This is a genomic window from Microbacterium sp. PRC9, from assembly GCF_031844125.1.
GTDB lineage: Bacteria > Actinomycetota > Actinomycetes > Actinomycetales > Microbacteriaceae > Microbacterium.
In genome coordinates, this window is the sequence record NZ_JAUZUR010000006.1 from 56,023 (window position 1) to 80,255 (window position 24,233).

At 70.9% G+C, this 24,233-nt stretch carries 20 protein-coding genes; 18 read left to right on the forward strand and 2 right to left on the reverse strand.

Annotation, left to right across the window (positions count from 1 at the left end; translation table 11 throughout):
* Nucleotides 1-3 precede the first annotated feature (3 nt).
* Nucleotides 4-879 (reverse strand): shikimate dehydrogenase, encoded by an 876-nt coding sequence (locus tag Q9R33_RS14075; protein ID WP_311294165.1) that lies wholly within the window; start codon nt 877-879, stop codon nt 4-6.
* Between the two features lie 125 nt (nt 880-1,004).
* Nucleotides 1,005-1,637 carry a TetR/AcrR family transcriptional regulator gene (locus Q9R33_RS14080; RefSeq protein WP_235560145.1) on the reverse strand — a complete coding sequence of 211 codons (633 nt, stop codon included), beginning with the start codon at nt 1,635-1,637 and terminating at the stop codon, nt 1,005-1,007.
* Between the two features lie 84 nt (nt 1,638-1,721).
* Here Q9R33_RS14080 and Q9R33_RS14085 point away from each other — a divergent pair, with 84 nt between their 5' ends.
* The 18 genes from Q9R33_RS14085 (at nt 1,722) to Q9R33_RS14170 (ending at nt 24,226) form a co-directional block, all read left to right on the forward strand.
* Nucleotides 1,722-3,557: a TIM barrel protein gene (locus tag Q9R33_RS14085; protein WP_310246554.1), complete on the forward strand. Its 1,836-nt coding sequence runs from the start codon at nt 1,722-1,724 to the stop codon at nt 3,555-3,557.
* Complete coding sequence (gene aroQ, locus Q9R33_RS14090; protein ID WP_310246552.1) at nt 3,554-4,012, forward strand: type II 3-dehydroquinate dehydratase; 459 nt, start codon at nt 3,554-3,556, stop codon at nt 4,010-4,012. The genes Q9R33_RS14085 and aroQ overlap by 4 nt, the downstream gene beginning before the upstream one ends.
* A gap of 118 nt (nt 4,013-4,130) precedes the next feature.
* On the forward strand, nt 4,131-4,691 hold the full coding sequence (gene efp / locus Q9R33_RS14095) for an elongation factor P (RefSeq protein ID WP_056367277.1): 561 nt from the start codon (nt 4,131-4,133) through the stop codon (nt 4,689-4,691).
* Nucleotides 4,692-4,710: 19 nt separating this feature from the next.
* Nucleotides 4,711-5,121: a transcription antitermination factor NusB gene (nusB, locus tag Q9R33_RS14100; protein ID WP_056367276.1), complete on the forward strand. Its 411-nt coding sequence runs from the start codon at nt 4,711-4,713 to the stop codon at nt 5,119-5,121.
* Nucleotides 5,122-5,173: 52 nt separating this feature from the next.
* On the forward strand, nt 5,174-8,446 hold the full coding sequence (locus Q9R33_RS14105) for an SNF2-related protein (RefSeq protein ID WP_311294166.1): 3,273 nt from the start codon (nt 5,174-5,176) through the stop codon (nt 8,444-8,446).
* A 106-nt stretch (nt 8,447-8,552) separates the two neighbouring features.
* Entirely contained in the window at nt 8,553-10,130 is a 1,578-nt protein-coding gene (locus Q9R33_RS14110) for a Rieske 2Fe-2S domain-containing protein (protein ID WP_056367275.1), read from the forward strand.
* Nucleotides 10,131-10,304: 174 nt separating this feature from the next.
* Nucleotides 10,305-10,838, forward strand: a complete 534-nt coding sequence (locus tag Q9R33_RS14115) for a DoxX family protein (protein ID WP_311294167.1) — start codon at nt 10,305-10,307, stop codon at nt 10,836-10,838.
* Nucleotides 10,839-10,962: 124 nt separating this feature from the next.
* Nucleotides 10,963-11,493: a bifunctional pyr operon transcriptional regulator/uracil phosphoribosyltransferase PyrR gene (pyrR, locus tag Q9R33_RS14120; protein WP_056367273.1), complete on the forward strand. Its 531-nt coding sequence runs from the start codon at nt 10,963-10,965 to the stop codon at nt 11,491-11,493.
* A complete protein-coding gene (locus Q9R33_RS14125) occupies nt 11,490-12,503 on the forward strand; it encodes an aspartate carbamoyltransferase catalytic subunit (protein ID WP_056367272.1) in 1,014 nt (337 codons plus the stop codon). Before pyrR ends, Q9R33_RS14125 begins: the two co-directional genes overlap by 4 nt.
* Nucleotides 12,500-13,810: a dihydroorotase gene (locus tag Q9R33_RS14130; protein ID WP_311294168.1), complete on the forward strand. Its 1,311-nt coding sequence runs from the start codon at nt 12,500-12,502 to the stop codon at nt 13,808-13,810. The genes Q9R33_RS14125 and Q9R33_RS14130 overlap by 4 nt, the downstream gene beginning before the upstream one ends.
* The gene (locus tag Q9R33_RS14135) at nt 13,807-14,316 is read left to right on the forward strand and encodes a hypothetical protein (RefSeq protein ID WP_056367270.1); all 510 of its coding nucleotides are present in this window, start codon (nt 13,807-13,809) and stop codon (nt 14,314-14,316) included. Before Q9R33_RS14130 ends, Q9R33_RS14135 begins: the two co-directional genes overlap by 4 nt.
* Entirely contained in the window at nt 14,313-15,470 is a 1,158-nt protein-coding gene (gene carA / locus Q9R33_RS14140; RefSeq protein WP_056367269.1) for a glutamine-hydrolyzing carbamoyl-phosphate synthase small subunit, read from the forward strand. Before Q9R33_RS14135 ends, carA begins: the two co-directional genes overlap by 4 nt.
* The gene (gene carB, locus Q9R33_RS14145; RefSeq protein WP_311294169.1) at nt 15,470-18,754 is read left to right on the forward strand and encodes a carbamoyl-phosphate synthase large subunit; all 3,285 of its coding nucleotides are present in this window, start codon (nt 15,470-15,472) and stop codon (nt 18,752-18,754) included. Before carA ends, carB begins: the two co-directional genes overlap by 1 nt.
* Nucleotides 18,751-19,584, forward strand: a complete 834-nt coding sequence (gene pyrF, locus Q9R33_RS14150) for an orotidine-5'-phosphate decarboxylase (RefSeq protein WP_310246522.1) — start codon at nt 18,751-18,753, stop codon at nt 19,582-19,584. Before carB ends, pyrF begins: the two co-directional genes overlap by 4 nt.
* Nucleotide 19,585: 1 nt before the next feature.
* Nucleotides 19,586-20,539, forward strand: coding sequence for a guanylate kinase (gmk, locus tag Q9R33_RS14155; protein ID WP_310246519.1), 954 nt, complete (start codon nt 19,586-19,588; stop codon nt 20,537-20,539).
* A gap of 88 nt (nt 20,540-20,627) precedes the next feature.
* Nucleotides 20,628-20,882, forward strand: coding sequence for a DNA-directed RNA polymerase subunit omega (gene rpoZ, locus Q9R33_RS14160; protein WP_018170775.1), 255 nt, complete (start codon nt 20,628-20,630; stop codon nt 20,880-20,882).
* 118 nt (nt 20,883-21,000) lie between these two features.
* Nucleotides 21,001-22,194 (forward strand): methionine adenosyltransferase, encoded by a 1,194-nt coding sequence (gene metK, locus Q9R33_RS14165; protein ID WP_056367265.1) that lies wholly within the window; start codon nt 21,001-21,003, stop codon nt 22,192-22,194.
* A 10-nt stretch (nt 22,195-22,204) separates the two neighbouring features.
* On the forward strand, nt 22,205-24,226 hold the full coding sequence (locus tag Q9R33_RS14170; RefSeq protein WP_311294170.1) for a primosomal protein N': 2,022 nt from the start codon (nt 22,205-22,207) through the stop codon (nt 24,224-24,226).
* The last annotated feature ends 7 nt before the right edge of the window (nt 24,227-24,233 follow it).

Sequence of the window (24,233 nt, forward strand, 5' to 3'; positions counted from 1 at the left end):
GTGTCACGCCGGCACAGGGTGCGGCGCAACGAGGTCGTGGAAGTGGCGGATCATGCGGGCAGGGTCGGGCTGGTGGCCCGTGATGAGGCGGAAGGCGTCGACGGCCTGGTGGACCGCCATGCTTCCGCCGTCGAGCGTGGCGCAGCCGGCGTCGCGGGCAGCGCGCAGGAGCGCGGTGTCGAGGGGCCGGTAGACGATGTCGGCGACCCACAGCTCGGGCCGCAGCAGGTCGGGGGAGAACGGCATGCCGGGGTGCTCCTTCATGCCGGTCGGCGTGCAGTGCACCAGCCCCGAGGCCGACGCGAGGAGGTCCGGGAGCGCATCCGTCGTGGCGTGGCGCACCTCGACCGCATGCCGACACGCCAGGTCGGCCGCCAGCTCCTCAGCCCGTTCGGCGTCGATGTCGACGACCGACAGACGGCGGGTCCCGACGCGGAGCAGGGCGTCTGCGACGGCCGAGCCGGCACCGCCCGCCCCCAGCAGCGTCACGTCATCGACCGACGCGCGCGGAAGGCCCGTGCGGAACGCCGTCTCGAAGCCGGTGGTGTCGGTGTTGTGGCCGACGAGCCCCTCGTCGGTGAAGAGCACGGTGTTGACCGAGCCGAGCGCCTGGGCGAGCGGGTCGACGCGGTCGAGGTACTCGAGCACGAGACGCTTGCACGGGTGGGTGACGTTGAGGGCGTCGAACCCGAGGCGACGCGCCCACGCGAGGATGTCCGGCAGCTGGTCGGGAGCAAGGCCGAGGGTCGTCAGGTCGATGGTCCGGTACACGTAGTCGAGGCCGAGGGCGCGGGCTTCGGCCATGTGCATCGCAGGCGTCAGGGAAGGCGTCACGCCCGTTCCGACGAGCCCGACGAGGTACGGCGGTGTCTGGCTCATGGCACTCCTTCGTCGGACCGGTACATCTATGTACTAACTGGTACGTTCAGAGAAAATCATGACAGATCGTCGATGTCAAGCGCGACCGGGTCCCGGGATCGAGTGGGCGACGGCGGGCGCGCCGGTTACCGCGAGGCGTTCGTGAGCCAGCCGACGACGACGTCGCCGATGAGGGATCGCAGGTGGCGGCGGCGTTCGGGATCGGTGAACGACACGTCGAAGAGGTAGCCGAACGTGTACTGGTTGGCGATCTGGAACACGCAGTAGGCGCTGATGACGAGGTGGACGTCGATCGCGTCGACATCCTCGCGGAAGACACCTGCCGCGCGGCCGAGTTCGAGGATCTCGTCGAGAAGGGTCTTCGCGGGCTGGGCAAGCGTGCGGAGCGAGTCGATCCGCCGGATGAACTCGCCGCGATGGATGTTCTCGATGGCCACGAGCCGGATGAAGGCGTCGTGCGTCACGTGGTGGTCGAACGTGAGCTCCGCGAGCCGGCGGATCGCCGCGACGGGATCCGTATGATCCACATCGATCGCCTGCTCAGCCTCCCGAATGCCCTGGTAAGCGTTCTCGAGCACCGCCAGGTAGAGCTGCTCCTTGCCGCCGAAGTAGTAGTAGATCATCCGCTTCGTCGTGCGCGTGCGCTCGGCGATGTCGTCCACGCGGGCCCCGGAATACCCCTCCTCGGCGAACACCTCTGTCGCGACCGCGAGGAGCTCGGCTCGCGTCCGCTCGGCATCGCGGGTAACGGGGGGCACGATCGCCAGGATAGTGGGCGGCAGACGCGGCGCCCGTGAGGGAGGGGGTGCGTCACAATGTACCAACTGGTACATTGTGACGCCATGAGGACCTCCATCGCGACGGTGTGCATGAGCGGGACGCTCGTCGAGAAGCTGCACGCTGCGGCCGCAGCAGGCTTCGACGGCGTCGAGATCTTCGAGCCCGACCTCGTGTCGGCGCCGGAGAGCCCGGAGGAGGTGCGTGCTCTCGCGGAGCGCCTCGGGCTGACGCTGGACCTGTATCAGCCGATGCGCGATGTCGAGGGAGTCGACGAACCGGCATTCCAGGACGTGCTGCGGCGCGCGGAAGCGAAGTTCTCCCTCATGCGGCGGCTGGGGATCGACGTCGTGCTCTGCTGCAGCAACGTGGCGACCGCGACGATCGACGACGACGCGGTGTCGGCATCCCAGCTTCGCCGGCTCGGTGATCTCGCGCAGGAGTACGGCGTCCGGATCGCCTTCGAGGCGCTGGCGTGGGGCAGGTACATCGACGACTACCGCCGTGCGTGGCGGATCGTACAGCTCGCGGACCACCCAGCCGTCGGCGTCTGCCTCGACTCCTTCCACATCCTCTCCCGCGGCCACGACCCGGAGGCGATCGAAGACATCCCGGGCGACCGCATCTTCTTCCTTCAGCTCGCCGATGCGCCCGCGCTCTCGATGGACGTCCTGTCGTGGAGCCGGCACCATCGCCTCTTCCCCGGCGAGGGGAGCTTCGATCTGACGCGCTTCCTCACCCACGTCGTGCGCGCCGGCTACGACGGCCCGGTGTCTCTCGAGGTCTTCAACGACACCTTCCGGCAGGTCGACGTGAGAGGGACCGCCGTCCACGCGCGGAGGTCCCTGCGCTGGCTCGAAGACGCCGTCGCACGGGAGCTCGGAAGCGCCGCGCCCGCCGACTTCGAGACGCTCGCCGACGGCGGCACGCCCGTCGGATTCGATTTCGTCGAGATCAAGGCCGAGGACACCTCGAGCATCGAGGCGCTCCTGGAGACGGTCGGGTTCACGCCGCGCGGCAAGCACCGCACGAAGCCCGTCACGCTGTGGACGGCCGGCGACGCACGCGTCGTGCTCAACGAGCAGCACGCCCGCGACCTCGACCCGCACATCGCGGCGGTCGGGTTCGACGTCCCCGACGCCGCCGCGCTCACCGCGCGGGCCGCCGAGCTGGGGACGCCGTTCGCCTACCGACGCACGTACGCGGGGGAGCAGCTGCTCGACGGCGGCACCGCGCCGGACGGCACCGAGATCTTCTGGTCGTCGCGCGGCACCGAGATCGAACCGACGTGGGCCGCCGAGTTCGAGCACGGCGAACCGCTGCGCGACAGTCCCATCACCGCCGTCGACCACGTGAGCCTCGGCCAGCCCTGGCAGGTCGTCGATGAGGCGATCCTGTTCTTCTCCTCGGTGCTCGAACTTCCGACGGCGAGCTCGACGGAGGTGGCGAGCCCGCAGGGTCTCGTGCAGAGCCGCGTCATCCAATCCCCGGACGGCTCCATCCGCATCCCGCTCAACGTGTCGCCGCCGATCCTGTCGGGGCGACCGGCCGCCATGCCGCAGCACGTCGCCTTCGCGTGCGACGACATCGTGGCGCTCGCGCGCGCCGCCAAGGCGAGGGGCCTGCACCCGCTGCCGATCCCGCGCAACTACTACGAGGATCTCGCCGCACGGTTCGACCTCGACGACGGGTTCCTCGCGACGCTCCGCGAGCTCGACCTCGTCTTCGACCGCGACGCGCAGGGCGAGTACCTGCACTTCTACACAGCCACGGTCGGCGACCTGTTCTGCGAGTTCGTCGAGCGCCGCGGCCGGTACGACGGGTACGGCGCCGGCAACGCGCCCGTCCGGCTCTCCGCGCAGCGAGCCGGCGCCGCGCGCGCTGATATCGTGCGAGCATGACCGCCCCTCGCCGCCTCCTGCTCGTCAACGGCCCCAACCTGAACCTCCTGGGCACCAGGGAGCCCGGGATCTACGGCACCGAGACACTGGCGGACGTCGTGCGCGTGACGACGGATGCTGCCGCCCGGCGCGGCTTCGAGGTGCGGGCCGTCCAGAGCAACCACGAGGGGGTCCTCCTCGACGCGATCCACGACGCGCGACAGGACTGCGCCGGCATCGTCATCAACCCCGGCGGTCTGACCCACACCTCCGTCGTGCTGCGCGACGCCCTCGCGGGCGTCGCCCTGCCGGTGGCCGAGGTGCACATCTCGGATGTGAGGGCGCGCGAGGAGTTCCGCCACCACTCGTACGTCGCCGATGTCGCCGTGGTCCACGTGATCGGAGAGGGTGTGCCCGGCTATGCGACGGCGGTCGCGCGCCTCATCGACATCCTCACCGGGCAGGCCGAGGGCTGACGAATCGGCCGGGGACCAGGCATCCCGTAGAATCGAACGTCGGCATTTCCGACCCCTGATCTCGTTCACGGGGCAGCGATCGCCTCCACGCACTTCAACGAAACGGATTCGTACCCTCATGGCTTCCACCGCAGACATCAAGAACGGCGTCGTCCTGTCGATCGACGGACAGCTCTGGAACGTCATCGAGTTCCAGCACGTCAAGCCGGGCAAGGGCGGCGCCTTCGTCCGCACGAAGCTCAAGAACGTCGTCTCGGGCAAGGTCGTCGACCGCACCTACAACGCCGGCGCGAAGATCGACATCGAGAACGTCGACCGCCGCGACTTCACCTACCTCTACAACGACGGCGACAACTTCGTGTTCATGGACGTCGCGGACTACGACCAGATCAACGTCGGCGCGGCGACGGTCGGCGACGCGGCCCACTTCCTGCTCGAGAACCAGCAGGTGCAGATCGCTCTCAACAACGGCAACCCGCTGTACGTCGAGCTCCCGGCATCCGTCGTCCTCGAGATCACCTACACCGAGCCGGGTCTGCAGGGCGACCGCTCGTCGGCCGGCACCAAGGCCGCCACCGTCGAGACCGGCTACGAGATCCAGGTTCCCCTCTTCGTCGAGACCGGCACCAAGGTCAAGGTCGACACCCGCACGGGCGACTACCTCGGCCGCGTCAACTGACGTCGGCGGTCGCTGACAGATGAGTGCCCGTACGAAGGCGCGCAAGCGCGCGCTCGACATCCTGTTCCAGGCCGACGTCCGCGGCGACACGCCGGCGACCGTCCTCGCCGCCGAAGCCCAGCGCGCGGCGAACGAGCCCGCACGTCAGGCCTCGTGGCTCTACGCGCGCGAGATCGTCGACGGCGTGATCGACAACCAGGACGCCATCGACGAGCAGATCACGACGTTCGCGAAGGACTGGACGCTCGCCCGCATGCCCGCGGTCGACCGTGCCGTGCTGCGCATCGGCGCGTGGGAGATCCTCTACAACGACGAGGTGCCCACCGCTGTCGCGATCGACGAGGCGGTCGAGCTGGTCAAGGAGTTCTCGTCCGACGAGTCGGGCCCCTTCGTGCACGGCGTCCTCGCCCGCATCGCGCGCGCGAGCTGACGACGAGCGGGCGCCCGTCCGGGTGTCGGCGGGAGCGGGCAGGATGGATGCCGTGACCCCGCCGCCTGTCGGACCCCCTCCGTTCGTCGACCCCGGGCACATCCGCCGGTTCGTCGACAGCGGCACGTACGAGCGCGGCCTCGGCTACTTCGCCGACGGCGCCGTCGAGCGCCTCGAGTGGGACCCGCTCACGTCGGTCATCGAGGCGGTGGTGGCAGGCAGCGGTGGCCGGACGTACCGCTGCCGCGTGCGGCTCGACCCGCAACGCGTCGATCACCCCATCGCGGCGACATCCTGCACGTGCCCGGTGCAGTTCGACTGCAAGCACACGGTCGCGACCCTTCTCGCGGGCAACCGCCTCGCCTCCGCCGCACCTGCCGCCGACCGCGGCTCGTCATGGCGCGACGTGTTCACCCCTGCCGCACCGGCGGACCGGGCCCGCACCGCGCTCGCCCTCGGCGTCGAGCTCCGGCAGCGCATTCGGCGCGGCGCGTCGACCTGGGCGCCGGCGCGCGTCGAGTCGGCGACGCCGCGGAGCCTGCACCAGCACGGGGCGGACGTGCTCGTCGGCCTGCGCCCGCTTGAGCGCTCGGCCCGCTCCGACACGTGGATCAAAGGCGGCGTCTCGTGGGACGCGCTGCGCCGGCCGACCACCGCCTACGACCCCGCGCAGGCGCGCTGGTTCGCGGAGCTGCACAGCATCGGCCGCGACGTCCGCTCGTTCGGCGCGTTCTCCGACGTCTCGGAGTGGCTGACCCTCGACGACATCGAGTCGAGCCTGCTCTGGCCGCATCTGGCCGCGGCGGCGGATCGCGGCGTGCCGCTCGTTCCCACCAAGCGCACCGCGGCGGTCGCCCTCGCGACGTCGGCGGCGGTGACCGTGCAGGCGCACCGCACCGGCCGCGGGCTCGAGATCGCGCCCGTGGTCACGATCGACGGCGAGCGCGCGGATGCCGCCGCCCTGCGCCCGGTCGGACGCACCGGCGTGTACCGGTTCTCGGCCGAGCGCGAGCGCATCACCCTCGTCCTCGCCGCAGTGGAACTGCCGGACCCGGTTCCCGCGCTCCTCACGGCGCGTGAAGCCGTCGTCGTGCCGGGGCCGGAGGCCGAGGAGTTCGTCCGCGACCATCTGCCGCGGATCGCGCGCCGGGTCGAGATCGATGCGCCCGGCCTCGACATCGCCCCGCCGCCTCGGCCGCGGCTCGTCGCACGTGTGCATTTCGAGCCGAACCACCGGCTCGTCTACACGCTCTCATGGCGGTACGGCGACGGCGATCTCCGCGGACTCGACTCGACCGGAGCGGATCGTGACGCCGCGGCCGAGACGGCGATCCGCGGCCGCGTCGAGTCGCTGTGGCAGGGGCACGCGTCCGCCGACTTCGCCTCCGCCGACACGCTGACGGGCCTCGACGCGGCGGAGTTCGCGGCGCGCCTGTTGCCGCTTCTCGAAGCGGACGCCGACGTGAGCGTCGAGATCTCGGGGGAGCGGCCGCAGTACAGGGAGCTCGCCGGCGACCCGCGCATCGACGTGACGACGGTCGAGACGAACGATCCGGACTGGTTCGACCTGGGTGTCGTGGTGACGATCGACGGCCGCCGCATCCCGTTCGGCACGCTGTTCACGGCGCTGTCGCGGGGGCGCAAGAAGATCCTGCTGAGCGACGGCGCGTACTTCTCGCTCTCACATCCCTCGCTGCAGCGCCTGCGCGACCTCATCGACGAAGCCGGCGAGCTCGAGGAGTGGGAGACCGGGCCGCGCATCAGCCGCTACCAGACGGCACTCTGGGCGGACTTCGAAGACCTCGCCGACGAGGCCCAGCCTGCGGTGTCCTGGCGCGCGACGGTGGAGGCGCTGCGCGACGCCGACGGTGTGCCCGCAACCCCTCTGCCGTCGGCGCTCCACGCCGAGCTGCGCCCCTACCAGCGGGCGGGGTACGACTGGCTCGCCTTCCTCTGGGAGCACCGCCTGGGCGGCATCCTCGCCGACGACATGGGACTCGGCAAGACGCTCCAGCTGCTCGCCCTGATCGCCCATGCCCGAGAGTCCGGCGAGGCGCGGCCGTTCCTCGTCGTGGCGCCGACATCGGTGCTCTCGACCTGGCGCAGCGAGGCTGCCCGCTTCACGCCCGATCTGCGGGTCGCGGTCGTCGACGCGACGCGCGCGAAGCGCGGAACGACGGTGACGGATGCCGCGGCCTCGGCCGACATCGTCGTCACGTCGTACGCCCTGCTCCGCCTCGACGAGCGCGAGTTCGCCGCGGTGCCGTGGGCGGGTCTCATCCTCGACGAGGCGCAGTTCGTGAAGAACAGCCAGACCAAGGCGTATCGCGCCGCGCGGGATCTGTCCGCGGACGTCGTGTTCGCCGTGACCGGCACGCCGCTCGAGAACAGCCTCACCGAGCTGTGGGCGCTGCTGTCGCTCACGGCGCCGGGGCTGTTCGCCTCGAGCCGGCGGTTCCGCGAGGAGTACGTGGGGCCGATCGAGAAGGGCAAGGTCCCCGAGAACCAGGAGGGAGGCGAGTACCGCGCCGGTCGCCTGGCGCGACTGCGGCGCCGCATCCGTCCGCTCGTGCTGCGGCGCACGAAGGAGCTCGTCGCCGCCGACCTCCCCGCCAAGCAGGAGCAGGAGGTGCGCATCGAGCTGGGCGCCGCCCATCGCGCCCTGTACGACACCGTGCTGCAGCGCGAACGCCAGAAGGTGCTCGGACTCCTCGACGACCTCGACCGCAACCGGTTCATCGTCTTCCGATCCCTGACGCTCCTGCGCATGCTGAGCCTGGCACCCGAGCTCGTCGACCCGGCGCACGCAAGCATCGCCCCGAGCAAGCTCGCCGCGCTCTTCGAACAGCTCGACGAGGCACTGGCCGAGGGGCACCGCGCCCTCGTCTTCAGCCAGTTCACGTCGTTCCTGGGCCTGGTCGCCAAGGAACTCGAGGCACGCGGCATCCCGTACGCGTACCTCGACGGATCGACGCGCGACCGCGACGCCGCCGTCGCCGCGTTCCGCGGGGGAGAGGCGCCGGTGTTCCTCATCAGCCTCAAGGCCGGCGGGTTCGGTCTGACGCTGACCGAGGCGGACTACGTGTTCCTGCTCGACCCGTGGTGGAACCCCGCCGCCGAGGCGCAGGCCACAGGCCGCGCGCACCGCATCGGCCAGCGCCGCAGCGTGATGGTGTACCGGCTCATCGCGAACGGCACGATCGAGGAGAAGGTCATGGCGCTGCAGCAGCGCAAGGCGCGGCTGTTCCGCTCGGTGATGGACGACGACGCGCTGTTCGGGCAGGCGCTCACCGCCGACGACATCCGCGGGCTCTTCGACGACTGATCCTGCACCGCCCCCGCGGGGCCGGATCCGGTTTTGCACGGCGGGCGATCCGGTACGCCCCGCGAGCCTCACCTAGACTCGTCTGGTTCGACAGGAGGGCAACCCCATGCGCATCACGGGCCTCGGCCACGCCGGAATGTTCATCGAGACGGCGGGAGGAAGCATTCTCTGCGACCCCGTCATCGGGCCGACCTTCTTCGGGTCGTGGTTCCCGTTCCCCGACAACCGGGCGCTCGACTGGTCGACCTACGGCAAGGCCGACTTCCTCTACATCTCCCACCGCCACCGCGACCACTTCGACCCGGCGCTCATGCAGAAGCATGTGCCGAAGACCATCAAAGTGCTGCTGCCGGACTACCCGACGGACGACCTCGAGCAGGATCTTCGCCGCCTCGGCTACGACAACATCGTCTACACGCAGGCCGGCGTGCCGCTGGAGTTCGGCGACCTCAAGGTCATGGTCACGCCGCTGCGGGCGCCGAGCGACGGGCCGATCGGCGATTCGTCGCTGTCGGTCGACGACGGCACCGCCAGCATCCTGAACCAGAACGACTCGCACCCGCTCGACCTCGAGAAGCTGATGTCGTTCTCCAAGCCCGAGGCGTACTTCACGCAGGTGTCGGGCGCGATCTGGTGGCCGATGGTCTACGACCTCCCTCAGGACGCCAAGCAGAACTTCGCCAAGCTCAAGCGCGACGCGCAGAACAAGCGCGCGATGTACTACATCGAGAAGGTCGACGCCGAGCACGTCTTCCCGATGGCGGGGCCGCCGATGTTCCTGCGCGAAGAGCTCTTCAAGTACAACGGCTACGGCATCGACGACGACTCGATCTTCACCGACCAGCGGCAGTTCCTCGCGCACATGGCGCAGCTGCGTCCCGAGCAGAAGGGCTACGAGTTCGTGCCGGGCACGGTCGTGGAGCTGAACGGCGGCGAGATCTCGGTCACGCAGACGCTCTACACGCAGGCCGAGATCGATCGCATCTTCGACGACAAGTGGGCGTACCTGGCCGAGCAGCGCGACTCCCGCCAGGATGAGATCCGCGCTGAGGAGGCCTCGCGCGCGGCCGTGCTCGCGCCCGACGAGATGCTCGCCGCGATCAAGGAGTGGTGGGAGCCGCTGCTGCGCCGCGCCCGCACGATCCGCAGCGGCGTGGGCGGTGTGGTGCGCTTCCGCATCGGCGAGCTCGACATGGTCGTGGACTTTCCGAAGGCCAAGGTGCGCGAGTACGCCGACGGCGACGAGTGCATCTATTGGTACACGATCCCCGCAGATCTGGTCTCGACCAACATCGCCGACCACGAGATCGACTGGTCCAACTCGATCTTCCTGTCGATGCAGTTCGCCGTCGGCCGCAGCGGCAAGTTCAACGAGTTCCTCACCACCTTCCTCAAGTGCCTCTCGCGGGACCGCATCGAGTACGTCGAGAACTGGTACGCCGAGCAGACCGACCAGACCGAGGACGCCCAGCTCGGCGACTGGATCGTGCAGCGCCGCTGTCCGCACCTGCGCGCCGATCTCACCAAGACGGGGAAGATCGAGGACGGCGTGCTCACGTGCTCGCTGCACGACTGGAAGTGGGACCTCGCGAGCGGGAAGTGCCTGACGAGCCAGGGGCACCCGATCCGGGCGTCCCAGGTCGAGGACGACCTGTACCGCGCGGCGACGACCCCCGCGGCCTGACGAACCCGCAACGCCGGCTCGTTGTAGATCCTCTACAACGGGCCGGCGTTCTCCCGTCGGGTCTTGTGTGGGGTGGGCGCTGATCTGCGCCGGTTCGTATCACCCCGTGTCTGCGGCGGGTCCTGATCACCGTGCCCGCGATCGCGGGCGATCAGAACCCGAAGGAATCACGCCATGACCACCGTTCCCATCCACGGCGCCGGCGGCGTCGTCCCCGCGTCCACCGCTCGCCCGAACCCGCTCAACTCCCTCCTCCAGTGGGAGGCCCGCGCCGAGGCCGCCGTGAAGGCCTCGCTGCAGCGCTGGAGCATCCCGGCGCTGCGCGTCGCCCTCGGCGCGGTGTTCCTCGTCTTCGGGGCCCTCAAGCTCTTCCCCGGCGCGAGCCCGGTCGAGGCCCTCGTCAGCCGCACGTGGGAGAAGCTCACGTTCGGCCTGGTGAACGGGCAGGCCGCGCTCGTCGCCACGGCGGTCATCGAGGTCGCCGCAGGTGCGCTCCTCATCGCCGGCGGCGCCTTCGCCCGCGTCGGCCTCGTCGTCCTCGCGCTCGCATTCGTGGGCATCCTGTCGCCGATCGTGCTGCTGCCGGCAGAGGTCTTCGGCCCGGTCGGCCCGACGCTCACCGGCCAGTACATCTTCAAGAACGTGGTGCTGATCGCGGCAGCGCTCGTCGTGGCCTCCCGCGTGCTGCGCGGACCCGCGCGCCGCTGACCCGCCGCGCACGACTCGGCGAAGGCCGGACCCGATTCGGGCCCGGCCTTCGCCGTGTCGTAGACTGGACGGCGATCACAGCAACCTTTAACACCGTCCCGTGAGGCGGAGAAGGGAGCGGCGGATGAGCACGCGAACCGTGCTGCACGAGGCCGACATCGCCCGGGCCCTGACTCGGATCTCCCACGAGATCCTCGAGTCCAACAAAGGCCCCGAAGGACTGGTCCTCCTCGGCATCCCCACCCGCGGCGTCACCCTCGCCCACCGCGTCGGCGCGCTCGTCGCCGAGTTCGGCGGCGCCCCCATCCCGGTCGGATCGCTCGACGTCACGATGTACCGCGACGACCTGCACCGCAATCCGACCCGCGCGCCGCAGCCGACGCAGATCCCGGCCGGCGGCATCGACGGGAAGGTCGTCGTCCTCGTGGACGACGTGCTCTTCTCGGGCCGCAGCATCCGTGCCGCCCTCGACGCCCTGCAGGACATCGGCCGCCCCGCCGCCGTCCGGTTGGCGACGCTGGTCGACCGCGGCCACCGCGAACTGCCCATCCGACCGGACTTCGTCGGCAAGAACCTGCCGAGCTCGCGCGACGAGCGCGTGAACGTGCGCCTCGCCGAGACCGACGGCGTCGAGGAGGTGACGATCGAGTCATGAGGCACCTGCTCGACACCCAGACCCTCTCCCGCGAGGACGCCCTGCGCATCCTCGACGTCGCGGAGGACATGGCCGACACGCAGCAGCGCGAGGTCAAGAAGCTCCCGACGCTGCGCGGCAAGACCGTCGTCAACCTGTTCTTCGAGGACTCCACGCGCACGCGCATCTCGTTCGAGGCGGCCGCGAAGCGCCTGTCGGCCGACGTCATCAACTTCTCCGCGAAGGGCTCGAGCGTCTCGAAGGGCGAGTCCCTCCAGGACACCGCGCAGACGCTGCAGGCGATGGGCGCGGATGCCGTCGTCATCCGCCACGGCGCCTCCGGTGCGCCGCGCACCCTCGCCACCAGCGGCTGGATCAGTGCGGGCGTCGTCAACGCCGGCGACGGGACGCACGAGCACCCGACGCAGGCCCTGCTCGACGCGTTCACCATCCGCAAGCGCCGTTTCCGCGACGACAGCCGCGGGCGTGACCTTGCCGGCGTCAAGGTCACGATCGTCGGCGACGTGCTGCACTCGCGGGTCGCGCGCTCGAACGTGTGGCTGCTGAGCACGCTCGGCGCCAGCGTCACCCTGGTGTCGCCGCCCACGCTCGTGCCCCAGGACATGTCGGGCTGGCCGGTCGAGGTGCTGTACGACCTCGACGAGGCCATCGCCGCCGGCCCCGACGCGCTCATGATGCTGCGCATCCAGCTGGAGCGCATGAATGCGGCGTATTTCCCCACTGAACGGGAGTATTCGCGCCGCTGGGGCCTCGACGCACGCCGACTTCAGGGACTGGGAGCGGATAGCATTGTCATGCACCCCGGACCCATGAACCGGGGCCTGGAGATCTCCGCAGAAGCCGCTGACTCGCCGCGCTCGACCGTGCTCGAGCAGGTCGCCAACGGCGTCTCGGTGCGCATGGCCGCGCTCTACCTGCTGCTGGCGGGCGCGGAGCGCACCCCGGCCGAGACCACGTCCACGGCGGATGCCGCCGCCGCGGACGGCACAGCGAAGGAGAACACCCGATGAGCGAGACCCTTCTCTTCCGCGGGGCGCTGGTCGAAGGATCGACCGCCGCCGACGTCCTCGTCGAGGACGGCGTCATCGCCGCCATCGGCGGCGGCATCAGCCGCGCCGGCGCCACCGAGATCGACGTCGACGGCCTGGTGCTGCTGCCCGGTCTGGTCGATCTCCACACGCACCTGCGCGAGCCCGGGTACGAGGCATCCGAGACGATCCTCACCGGCTCCCGCGCCGCCGCGGCCGGCGGGTACACCGCCGTGTTCGCGATGCCGAACACCTCCCCGGTCGCCGACACCGCAGGCGTCGTCGAGCAGGAGCTCGCGCTGGGCGAGGCCGCCGGGTTCGTGACGGTGCAGCCGATCGGCGCCGTCACCGTGGGCCAGAAGGGCGAGCGGCTCGCCGAGCTCGGCGCCATGGCCGACTCGCGCGCGCGGGTCCGCGTCTTCAGCGACGACGGCTTCTGCGTGTGGGACCCGCTGATCATGCGGCGAGCGCTGGAGTACGTGAAGGCGTTCGACGGCGTCATCGCGCAGCACGCCCAGGACCCCCGCCTCACCGAGGGCGCACAGATGAACGAAGGCGCCGTGTCGGCCGAGCTCGGCCTGGCCGGCTGGCCTGCGGTCGCGGAGGAGTCGATCATCGCGCGCGACGTGCTCCTGGCCGAGCACGTCGGCTCGCGCCTGCACGTGTGCCACCTCTCGACCGCCGGGTCGGTCGAGATCATCCGCTGGGCCAAGCGCCGCGGCGTGAACGTCACGGCGGAGGTCACCCCCCACCACCTGCTCCTCACCGACGAGCTCGTTCGCGACTACGACGCCCGCTTCAAGGTCAACCCGCCGCTGCGCCGAGAGGAGGACGTGCTCGCCGTGCGCGAGGGCCTCGCCGACGGCACGATCGACATCGTGGCGACCGACCACGCGCCGCACCCCGCCGAGGCCAAGGCGTGCGAGTGGCACGCGGCCGCGAACGGCATGGTCGGCCTCGAGAGCGCGCTGCGCGTCGTGCAGCAGTCGATGCTCGACACGGGCCTCATCACGTGGGGCGACGTCGCACGCGTCATGTCGCGCGAGCCCGCCCGCATCGGCCGGCTCACCGGCCACGGCACCCCGCTCACAGAGGGCCAGCCGGCGTCCCTGGCGTTCTACGACCCGTCGCCGCGCCGCACCTTCACGACCGACGACCTGCGCGGCCGCAGCGTCAACTCGCCGTACCTCGGACGCGAGCTGCCCGGCGACGTGCGGTGGACCCTGCACCAGGGCACCGTCACGGTCGCCGACGGCGCGCTGCTCGACACTCCGGGGGTGCGCGCATGACCCGCGAGGCCGCGCTCGGCGTCATGGTCGCGGTCACCATCGCGCTGCTCGGCGTGCTGGTGTGGGCCTGGTGGCGACGAACGCGGCGCGACGCCGCGCTCGTCGCGCCCGTCGGCGAGATCCCCGCGGGCGCCGCGACGCTCTCGGCGTTCCCGACGCTCTACGTCGCGACGACGCGTCACGGCGAGCCGCTCGAGCGTCTCGCCATCGGCGGCCTCGCCTTCCGCTCGCGCTCCGACGTGACGGTCACCGATGCCGGCGTCGCCCTCGATCTCACCGGCAAGCCCCGCGTGTTCCTGGCGTCCGAGCGCATCGAGGACGTCGCACAGGCGACGGTCGCGATCGACCGCGTCGTCGAGCCCGACGGCCTCGTGCGCCTCGCGTGGCGCCTCGACGACGGCACCGTCGTCGACTCCTATCTCCGACCCCAGGATGCCTCGGCCCGTGCCCTCGCGGACGCCGTGGCCGGCATCCTTCCCCCGACCCAGACGGGAACCGACGCATGACCTCCCTGTTCCAGACCGACCCGGCCGTCCTCGTGCTCGAGGACGGGACCCGCCACGTCGGACGCGCCTACGGCGCCCTCGGCACGACCATCGGCGAAGTGGTCTTCGCCACCGGCATGACCGGATACCAGGAGACGCTGACCGATCCCTCGTACGCGGGCCAGATCGTGCTCCAGACCGCACCCCACATCGGCAACACCGGCATGAACGACGAGGACCCCGAGTCGCGTCGCATCTGGGTGTCGGGCTACATCGTCCGCGACCCCTCCCGCGTGGTGTCGAACTGGCGTGCCGACGAGTCGCTCGACGACGCGCTCGTGAACGACGGCGTGATCGGCATCAGCGGCATCGACACGCGCGCGATCACGCGTCACATCCGCTCGGCCGGCAGCATGCGCGGCGCGATCTTCTCCGGCGAGGCCGCGACGATCGACCCGGACGAGCAGCTGCGGCTGGTGCGCGAGGCCCCCGAGATGGCCGGCCGGAACCTCTCGGCGCAGGTCTCGGTGGCCGCGGCCGAGATCACGCCGGCGCAGGGCGAGCGCATCGGCAACCTCGCCGTGCTCGACCTGGGCGTGAAGCAGGCGACGGTCGACAACCTCGCCGCCCGCGGCTTCGAGGTGCACGTGCTCCCGCAGGACGTCACGATCGACGGCATCCGCGCGATCGACCCGGTCGCGGTGTTCTACTCGAACGGCCCCGGCGACCCTGCGGCATCGGGCGACCACGTCGACCTGCTGCGCGGCGTGCTCGACGACGGCCTGCCGTTCTTCGGCATCTGCTTCGGCAACCAGCTGCTCGGCCGCGCGCTCGGCCTGGGCACGTACAAGCTCCCGTTCGGCCACCGCGGCATCAACCAGCCGGTCCTCGACAAGGCCACCGGCCGCGTCGAGATCACCGCGCACAACCACGGCTTCGCCGTCGACGCGCCCGTCGAGGGCTCGTTCGACAGCCCGAACGGCTACGGCAAGGTCGAGGTCAGCCACGTCGGCCTCAACGACCAGGTGGTCGAGGGCCTGCGTGCGCTCGACATCCCGGCGTTCTCGGTGCAGTACCACCCCGAGGCCGCCGCGGGACCCCACGACGCCAACTACCTGTTCGACCGCTTCCGCGACCTGGTCGTCGCGAACCTCGAGAAGAAGGCCGCGAAGTAATGCCCAAGCGCGACGACATCAACTCCGTCCTCGTCATCGGCTCCGGCCCGATCGTCATCGGTCAGGCGTGCGAGTTCGACTACTCCGGCACGCAGGCCTGCCGCGTGCTCCGCGACGAGGGCGTCCGCGTCATCCTCGTGAACTCCAACCCGGCGACGATCATGACCGATCCGGACTTCGCCGACGCGACCTACATCGAGCCGATCAACTGGCGTGTGATCGAGACGATCATCGCGAAGGAGAAGCCCGACGCGATCCTGCCGACGCTCGGCGGTCAGACGGCGCTCAACGCCGCGATCGACCTGCACAAGCACGGCATCCTCGAGAAGTACGACGTCGAGCTCATCGGGGCCGACTTCGAAGCGATCAACAAGGGCGAGGACCGCCAGATCTTCAAGCAGCTGGTGCTGGACGCCGGCGCCGACGTCGCCGACTCGGTGATCTGCCACACGATGGACGAGCTGATCGCCGGCGCCGAGAAGCTGGGCTACCCGCTCGTCGTGCGGCCGTCCTTCACCATGGGCGGCCTCGGCTCGGGCTTCGCGTACGACGAGGAGGACCTCCGCCGCATCGGCGGCGCCGGTCTGCACGACTCGCCGACCAACGAGGTGCTGCTCGAGGAGTCGATCCTCGGGTGGAAGGAGTACGAGCTCGAGCTCATGCGCGACACCGCCGACAACACGGTCGTCGTCTGCTCGATCGAGAACGTCGACCCGGTGGGCGTCCACACCGGCGACTCGATCACCGTCGCCCCGGCGCTCACACTCACCGACCGCGAGTACCAGAAGCTGCGCGACATCGGCATCGACATCATCCGCGCGGTCGGCGTCGACACCGGCGGCTGCAACATCCAGTTCGCGGTCGACCCGAAGACGGGCCGCATCATCGTGATCGAGATGAACCCGCGCGTGTCGCGCTCGTCGGCGCTGGCGTCGAAGGCCACCGGCTTCCCGATCGCGAAGATCGCCGCGAAGCTCGCGATCGGCTACCGCCTCGACGAGATCCCGAACGACATCACCAAGGTGACGCCGGCGAGCTTCGAGCCCACGCTCGACTACATCGTCGTCAAGGTGCCGCGCTTCAACTTCGAGAAGTTCCCGGCTGCCGACACCACGCTGACGACCACCATGAAGTCGGTCGGCGAGGCGATGGCGATCGGCCGCAACTACGCGACCGCGCTGCAGAAGGCGCTGCGCTCGCTCGAGAAGCGCGGCTCGAGCTTCCACTGGGGCGACGAGCCCCGTTCGGTGGACGAGCTGCTCGAGATCGCGAAGACCCCGACCGACGGGCGCATCGTCGTCCTGCAGCAGGCGCTCCGCAAGGGCGCCACGGTGGAGCAGGCCTTCGAGGCCACCAAGATCGACCCGTGGTTCCTCGACCAGATCGTCCTCATCAACGAGGTCGCCGATTTCGTCGCCCAGGCGGGTGAGCTGGATGCCGCCACCCTCCGCATCGCGAAGGAGCACGGCTTCAGCGACGCCCAGGTCGCAGAGCTCCGCGGTGACAGCGAGACCCAGGTGCGCGGCATCCGTCACGGTCTCGGCATCCGTCCCGTCTACAAGACCGTCGACACGTGCGCGGGGGAGTTCCCGGCGCTGACGCCCTACCACTACTCGAGCTACGACTTCGAGACCGAGGTCACGCCGTCCGAGCGCACGAAGGTCGTCATCATCGGCTCGGGCCCGAACCGCATCGGCCAGGGCGTCGAGTTCGACTACTCCTGCGTGCACGCGTCGTTCGCGCTGTCGGACGCGGGCTACGAGACGGTCATGGTCAACTGCAACCCCGAGACCGTGTCGACGGACTACGACACGTCCGACCGCCTGTACTTCGAGCCGCTCACGCTCGAGGACGTCCTCGAGGTGCTGCACGCCGAGGCGCAGTCGGGGAAGATCCTGGGCGTCATCTGCCAGCTCGGCGGCCAGACCCCGCTCGGGCTCGCGAAGGGCATCGAGGAGGCCGGCTACACGATCCTCGGCACCAAGCCCGCCGCGATCGACCTGGCGGAGGAGCGCGAGCTCTTCTCGCGCCTGCTCGACGACGCCGGACTCGTCGCGCCGCGCAACGGCACCGCGATCGACGTCGACGGCGCCGTCGCGGTGGCCGAGGAGATCGGCTACCCCGTGCTGGTGCGCCCGAGCTTCGTGCTGGGCGGCCGTGGCATGGAGATCGTGTACTCGACCGAGGCGCTGCGCGACTACTTCGTGCGCGTCGCCGGCGAGGCGATCATCGGCCCCGGTCTGCCGCTGCTGGTGGACCGCTTCCTCGACGACGCGATCGAGCTCGACGTGGACGCGCTGTACGACGGCGACGAGCTGTACATCGGCGGCGTCATGGAGCACCTCGAGGAGGCCGGCATCCACTCCGGCGACTCGTCGTGCACGCTGCCGCCGGTGAGCCTCGGTCGCACCGACATCGATCGCGTCCGCATCGCCACGCACGCGATCGCCGAGGGCGTCGGGGTGCGCGGACTCCTGAACGTGCAGTTCGCGATCTCGGCCGGAGTCCTGTACGTGATCGAGGCCAACCCCCGCGCGAGCCGCACGGTGCCCTTCGTCTCCAAGGCCCTCGGCATCCCGCTCGCGAAGGCGGCGTCGCGCATCATGGCCGGTGCCACCATCGCCGAGCTGAAGGCGGAGGGGCTGCTGCCCGAGCAGGACGGATCGCGCGTCCCGCTGGACGCCCCCGTCGCCGTCAAGGAGGCCGTGCTGCCGTTCAAGCGGTTCCGCACGCGCGACGGCCAGACCGTCGACTCGGTGCTCGGCCCCGAGATGCGCTCGACGGGTGAGGTCATGGGCATCGACCGCGACTTCCCGACCGCGTTCGCGAAGTCGCAGGAGGCCGCGTACGGCGGCATGCCGCAGTCGGGCACCGTGTTCATCTCGGTCGCCGACGCCGACAAGCGCGCCGTCATCCTCCCGGCGCACCGCCTGCAGGAGCTCGGCTTCGATCTCGTCGCGACCGAGGGCACGGCCGAGATCCTCTCGCGCAACGGCATCGACGTGCGGGTGGTGGGCAAGTACTCCGAGACGCAGGACTCGGGCGAGACCAACATCGTCGACCTGATAAACGCGGGCGAGATCGACATCGTCGTGAACACCCCGTCCGGCGGCGCCGCCCGCGCCGACGGCTACGAGATCCGCGCGGCCGCCGTCGCGGGCGACAAGGCGCTGTTCACCACGATGGCCGTGCTCGGCGCCGCCGTCAGCGCCCTGCCGGTGCTGCGCGAGGGCTTCAAGGTCAAGAGCCTGCAGGAGTACGCGGCCGATCGGGCGGGCGCATGACCTCATTCGGTGAGCGCATCCGCGCGGGGATGGCGACGCACGGCCAGCTGTGCGTCGGCATCGATCCGCATGCCCACCTCCTCGCGGAGTGGGGAATGGATGCCTCCGCCGCCGGTGTGCGCGAGTTCGGCCTGCGCGTGGTCGAGGCCGCCGCGGGCCGGGTCGCCGTCGTCAAGCCGCAGGTCTCGTTCTTCGAGGTGCACGGCTCGGCGGGCTTCGCCGCGCTGGAGGACGTGCTCGCGGCGGCGCGCGACGCCGGACTCCTCGTGATCGCGGACGCCAAGCGCGGCGACATCGGCACCACGATGGACGCGTACGCACAGGCCTGGCTCGCGCCCGGCTCGCCGCTCGAGGCCGATGCGCTCACCGTGAGCCCGTACCTCGGCGTGGGTGCGCTGGAGGGAACGTTCGACCTCGCCCTGCGCCACGGCAAGGGCGTGTTCGTCCTCGCCGCGACCAGCAACCCCGAGGCGCTCGGACTGCAGCGCGCACGCCATGCGGACGGCGACACGGTCTCGGCCGGGATCGTCCGCGAGGTCTCCGAGCGCAATGCCCGCACGACGCCCGACGGCGAGTGGGGGAGTCTCGGATTCGTCATCGGCGGCACCGTGGACTGGACGGATGCCGGCCTCCGGCCGTTCGCGCCGGTCGCGCCGATCCTCGGCCCGGGCTTCGGTCACCAGGGTGCGGAACCACGTCATCTCGGTGAGCGCTTCGGCGTCCTGCAGGAAGCGGTGGTAGCGTCTGAGAGCCGCAGCATCCTGGCTGCCGGACCCGACCGGCTCGCCGCGCGCATATCCGAGCGCGCCCTTCTCTACCGTGGTGATTGATATGTCCGATTCGCGCACCCTTTTTCAGGAAACCCCTGATGAAGCCCCGCCCCACGTCCCTGGCGCGCAGGGGAGGCCCCCCGAGGTCGACCGCGTCGCCGCCTCGCGGCGCGCCGTCGCCGCCCGCCGCGAACGCGCCGCCCTCAAGAAGGACGTCGCGATGCGCGTGATCACGCCGCAGGAGCTCCTGCGGCGCGCCCTCGCCGAGCCCACGTCGCCCGCGGGCGCGATGCGCGTGCCCGAGTTCCTGACCGCGATCCCGGCGATCGGCGAGGGAAAGCGCGACCGCATCCTCCAGGACCTCGAGATCTCGCCGGTCAAGCGTCTGGGCGGCCTCGGCTCGCGCCAGCGCGAGGACCTGCGCCAGTTCCTCGACAGCCGGTGGCCCGAGGCCGAGCCCCGTGCCGGCCGCAGCCGCCTGGTCGTCCTCGCCGGTCCCACCGCGGTGGGCAAGGGCACCGTGGCCGCCCACATCAAGGACCACCACCCCGAGATCCTGCTGTCGGTGTCGGCGACGACACGTGCGCCCCGCCCGGGCGAGGTCGACGGCGAGCACTACTTCTTCGTCGATGACGCGGAGTTCGACCGCATGATCGCCGACGGCGAGCTGCTCGAGCACGCGACCGTGCACAACGCCTACCGCTACGGCACGCCGCGCGGCCCCATCGAGAAGGCCCTCGCCGAGGGACGCACCGTGCTCCTCGAGATCGATCTGCAAGGGGCCCGTCAGGTGCGCGAGGCCGACCCCTCGGCCACCCTCGTCTTCCTGCTGCCGCCGAGCTGGGACGAGCTCGTGCAGCGCCTCGTCGGCCGCGGCACCGAGGATGCCGCAGAGCGCGCCCGGCGCCTGCGCACCGCGAAGACCGAACTGGCCTCGCAGGGCGAGTTCGACTACCGGGTCGTGAACGACGATGTCGCCCACGCGGCCGACGAGGTCGCCCGCCTCGCGCGCTGAGAGCATTCCGTCACGTAGAATGGTGGGATGCCTCGGCACCCCGAGGCTCCATCGACTATTCCTTTCATCCGATCCAGGAGGTTTCGCCATGGCCGGAACGAACCAGGGCATCATCGAGCCCCCCATCGACAGCCTCCTCGAGAAGGTCGACTCGAAGTACCAGCTCGTGATCTTCGCGTCCAAGCGCGCGCGCCAGATCAACGACTACTACTCCGACCTCCACGAGGGGAACCTGTTCGACAACGTGGGCCCGCTCGTCGACTCGACCGTCGAGGACAAGCCGCTCACCATCGCGATGCACGAGATCCACGAGGACAAGCTGCGCCTGCGCCGCGCGGAGTAATCCGTCACATCCTCGATGCCCCCGACGACGGCCCTGTCCGTCGTCGGGGGCATACTGGTGTCCGCCCCCTCGGCGCCCGGACGCCACGATGACCGGAGCCACGACAACTGGAGTACCGATGACCGACCTGCGTCTGTTCACGTCCGAATCCGTCACCGAGGGCCACCCCGACAAGATCTGCGACCAGATCTCGGACTCGATCCTCGATGCGATCCTGGACGCCGACCCGAACGGGCGCGTCGCCGTCGAGACCCTCGTCACCACCGGGCTCGTCCACGTCGCCGGTGAGGTCTCGACCTCCGCGTACGTCGAGATCCCGGCCATCGTGCGCGGCGTCGTCAACCGCATCGGCTACACCTCGAGCGACACCGGCTTCGACGGCGACTCATGCGGCGTGAGCGTCTCGATCGGGGCGCAGTCCTCCGACATCGCCGCCGGCGTCGACAAGGCGTTCGAGCGCCGCGAGGACGGCTCGGAAGACCCGCACGACCTGCAGGGCGCGGGCGACCAGGGCATCATGTTCGGCTACGCGACGACCGAGACGCCGCAGCTCATGCCGATGGCCGCATGGACGGCGCACCGCATGGCCGAGCGGCTCGCCGAGGTGCGTCGCTCGGGCGAGCTGCCTTTCCTGCGCCCCGACGGCAAGACGCAGGTGACGCTCGGGTACGACGGCCACACTCCGAAGACGGTCGAGTCCGTGGTGCTGTCGACGCAGCACCACCCCGACATCTCGCAGAAGGCGCTGCGCGCCGCCGTCCGTGCCGAGGTCATCGACCCGGTGCTCGAGGCGACCGGGCTCGAGCTGCCCGACGTGAAGTACTACATCAACCCGGCGGGGCCGTTCGTCATCGGCGGCCCGAAGGGCGACGCCGGCCTCACCGGCCGCAAGATCATCATCGACACGTACGGCGGCGCATCCCGCCACGGTGGCGGCGCGTTCAGCGGCAAGGACCCGTCGAAGGTCGACCGCTCGGCCGCGTACGCGATGCGGTGGGTCGCGAAGAACGCCGTCGCCGCCGGACTCGCCGACCGCCTCGAGGTGCAGGTCGCGTACGCCATCGGCAAGGCCAAGCCCGTCGGGCTCTACGTCGAGACGTTCGGCACCGGCCGCGTGGCCGACGACGTGATCACCCAGGCCATCCTCGACGTGTTCGACCTGCGCCCCAAGGCGATCATCGACCAGCTCGACCTGCTGCGGCCGATCTACGCGCAGACCGCGGCGTACGGCCACTTCGGCCGCGAGCTGCCCGACTTCACGTGGGAGCGCACCGACCGCGCGGACGCGCTGCGCGCCGCCGCCGGGCTCTGACACCGGCCGCGTGACCGCGGTGCACGACGACGAGCCGAGCGCCGGCGATCGGCCGCGGCGCCCGCGGCGCGTCGCGCGCGTGCTGATCGACTCGCCCCTGCCGCAGCTCGACCGCCTCTTCGACTACGAGATCCCCGCCGGGCTCGTCGCCGACGCCGTGCCAGGCGTCCGCGTGCGCGTGCCCCTGCGCAGCGCCGGGCGAGTGGTCGACGCGCTTCTCGTCGAGGTGGGGGAGCCGGATGCCTCGGACCGCCCGCTCTCGCAGCTCGAGGCCGTCGTGTCGCCCGTGCCGGTGCTGACGCCGCCGCTTTACGCGCTCGCCCGGCGCGCCGCGGACCGGGCGGCAGGGTCGGCGGGCGACATCCTCCGCCTCGCGATCCCCAAGCGCATGGTGCGCGCCGAGAAGGCGTGGCTCGCCGCCGACCCGCCGCTGCGTCCGGTGATCGACGACGCGGATCGTGCGTGGGCCGAGGGCGTCCTCGACGCGTACCCAGGACTCGCCGAAGCGCTCGACCACGACGAGCGCCTGGCGGTGGATGCGCCGCCCGTGCCGTCGACGCTCGACGACGGCACGGTCGTCGGGTCCTGGGCGATCCTCCTCGCCGCGGCGGCGACGCATACCCTCGCCTCCGGGCGCAGCGCCGTCATCGCCGTGCCGGATCATCGTGATCGGGCCCAACTCGAAGCCGCGCTCACGGCCCGCATCCCCGCCGGCGCCCTGGTCCGCGACGATGCGAAGCAGAGCGGTCCCACCCGGTACGCCGCGTTCCTGAGGACCCTCGCCGACGCGCCGTGCGTGGTGATCGGCAACCGCTCCACCGTGTACGCGCCGGTGTCCGCGCTCGGGCTGGTCGCGCTCTGGGACGATGGGGACCCTCTGCTGGGGGAGCCCCTGAGCCCCGGGGTCCACGCCCGCGACGCGGCGCTGCTGCGTCAGGAACTGCACGGCGGAGCGCTCGTCTTCGCAGGGCACACCCGCACCACCGACGTCGAGCGTCTGGTCGCCGTCGGCTGGGTGCGCGACCTCCCCGCGGCACGGCGTATGAGCCCTCGCGTCGTGCTGAGCGCGAACCGCGAAGGGGAGTCCCGCGCAGCGCGCGTGCCGTCGTCGGCGTTCGCCGCCGCGCGCGAAGCGCTCACCGGGGGCCCCGTGCTCGTTCAGGTGGCGCGTCCGGGCTACGCACCCGTTCTCGTGTGCGCGAAATGCCGCCATCCTGCGCGCTGCGCGCACTGCGGCGGTCCGCTCCACGCGGCGCGCCAGGGCGCCGTCCCGACGTGCACGTGGTGCGGACGCGCCGCCCACGCGTGGGCCTGCCCCGAGTGCCGGTCGACGCTGCTGCGCATGGCCTCGTCCGGCAGCGAGCGCACCGCCGACGAGCTCGGCCGCGCCTTTCCCGGCACGCGCGTGATCGTCGCCGACGGCGACCACCCGGTGGCCGAGGTCGACGCCCGTCCCGCCCTGGTGGTGGCGACCCGCGGCGCCGAGCCGCTCGCGGCCGGCGGGTATCGTGCCGTGATCCTGCTGGACGGGGATCGGATGCTGATGGCCGACGACCTGCGCATCGGCGAGTCGTGTCTGCGGTGGTGGTCGAACGCGGCGGCCCTGGCCGCCGCCGGGGCTCCGGTTCACCTCGTCGGCGTGAGCGGCGAGGTCGCTCGCGCACTCGCGACCTGGACGCAGGCCGCGTACGCCCGCTCCGAGCTCGCCGACCGCGCCCCGCTGCGCATGCCCCCGACCGTGCGGGTGGCCTCCGTCGACGGCCCGCGGCGCGCAGTGGACACCGCCATCGCGGCGTTGCGCGCCGCCGTGCCGGAGCTCGACGCCGAGTCCGTGCTCGGTCCGATCGCGCACGAGGACTCGGTTCGCGCTCTGGTGCGGTTCGACTACGGCCTCGGGGCGCGCGTGACCGAGAGCCTGCGCGCGTCCGTGGTGAGCCACGCGATGAAGGGGCGCCGCCCCGCGAAGGGTCGTGCGCCCGGGGCCGCCCATACACTGAAGGTTCGGGTCGACGTACCCGATCTCGATCTCTGACCCTCGA

Excerpts from the sequence above, each read along its gene's own strand:
- Q9R33_RS14125 (WP_056367272.1), top strand. The coding sequence starts at position 11,490 with ATGAGGCACCTGCTCGACACCCAGACCCTCTCCCGCGAGGACGCCCTG.
- carA (WP_056367269.1), top strand. The coding sequence starts at position 14,313 with ATGACCTCCCTGTTCCAGACCGACCCGGCCGTCCTCGTGCTCGAGGAC.
- Q9R33_RS14130 (WP_311294168.1), top strand. The coding sequence starts at position 12,500 with ATGAGCGAGACCCTTCTCTTCCGCGGGGCGCTGGTCGAAGGATCGACC.
- aroQ (WP_310246552.1), top strand. The coding sequence starts at position 3,554 with ATGACCGCCCCTCGCCGCCTCCTGCTCGTCAACGGCCCCAACCTGAAC.
- Q9R33_RS14135 (WP_056367270.1), top strand. The coding sequence starts at position 13,807 with ATGACCCGCGAGGCCGCGCTCGGCGTCATGGTCGCGGTCACCATCGCG.
- carB (WP_311294169.1), top strand. The coding sequence starts at position 15,470 with ATGCCCAAGCGCGACGACATCAACTCCGTCCTCGTCATCGGCTCCGGC.
- pyrR (WP_056367273.1), top strand. The coding sequence starts at position 10,963 with ATGAGCACGCGAACCGTGCTGCACGAGGCCGACATCGCCCGGGCCCTG.
- pyrF (WP_310246522.1), top strand. The coding sequence starts at position 18,751 with ATGACCTCATTCGGTGAGCGCATCCGCGCGGGGATGGCGACGCACGGC.
- nusB (WP_056367276.1), top strand. The coding sequence starts at position 4,711 with ATGAGTGCCCGTACGAAGGCGCGCAAGCGCGCGCTCGACATCCTGTTC.
- efp (WP_056367277.1), top strand. The coding sequence starts at position 4,131 with ATGGCTTCCACCGCAGACATCAAGAACGGCGTCGTCCTGTCGATCGAC.
- Q9R33_RS14110 (WP_056367275.1), top strand. The coding sequence starts at position 8,553 with ATGCGCATCACGGGCCTCGGCCACGCCGGAATGTTCATCGAGACGGCG.
- metK (WP_056367265.1), top strand. The coding sequence starts at position 21,001 with ATGACCGACCTGCGTCTGTTCACGTCCGAATCCGTCACCGAGGGCCAC.
- Q9R33_RS14115 (WP_311294167.1), top strand. The coding sequence starts at position 10,305 with ATGACCACCGTTCCCATCCACGGCGCCGGCGGCGTCGTCCCCGCGTCC.
- Q9R33_RS14075 (WP_311294165.1), bottom strand. The coding sequence starts at position 879 with ATGAGCCAGACACCGCCGTACCTCGTCGGGCTCGTCGGAACGGGCGTG.
- gmk (WP_310246519.1), top strand. The coding sequence starts at position 19,586 with ATGTCCGATTCGCGCACCCTTTTTCAGGAAACCCCTGATGAAGCCCCG.
- Q9R33_RS14085 (WP_310246554.1), top strand. The coding sequence starts at position 1,722 with ATGAGGACCTCCATCGCGACGGTGTGCATGAGCGGGACGCTCGTCGAG.
- rpoZ (WP_018170775.1), top strand. The coding sequence starts at position 20,628 with ATGGCCGGAACGAACCAGGGCATCATCGAGCCCCCCATCGACAGCCTC.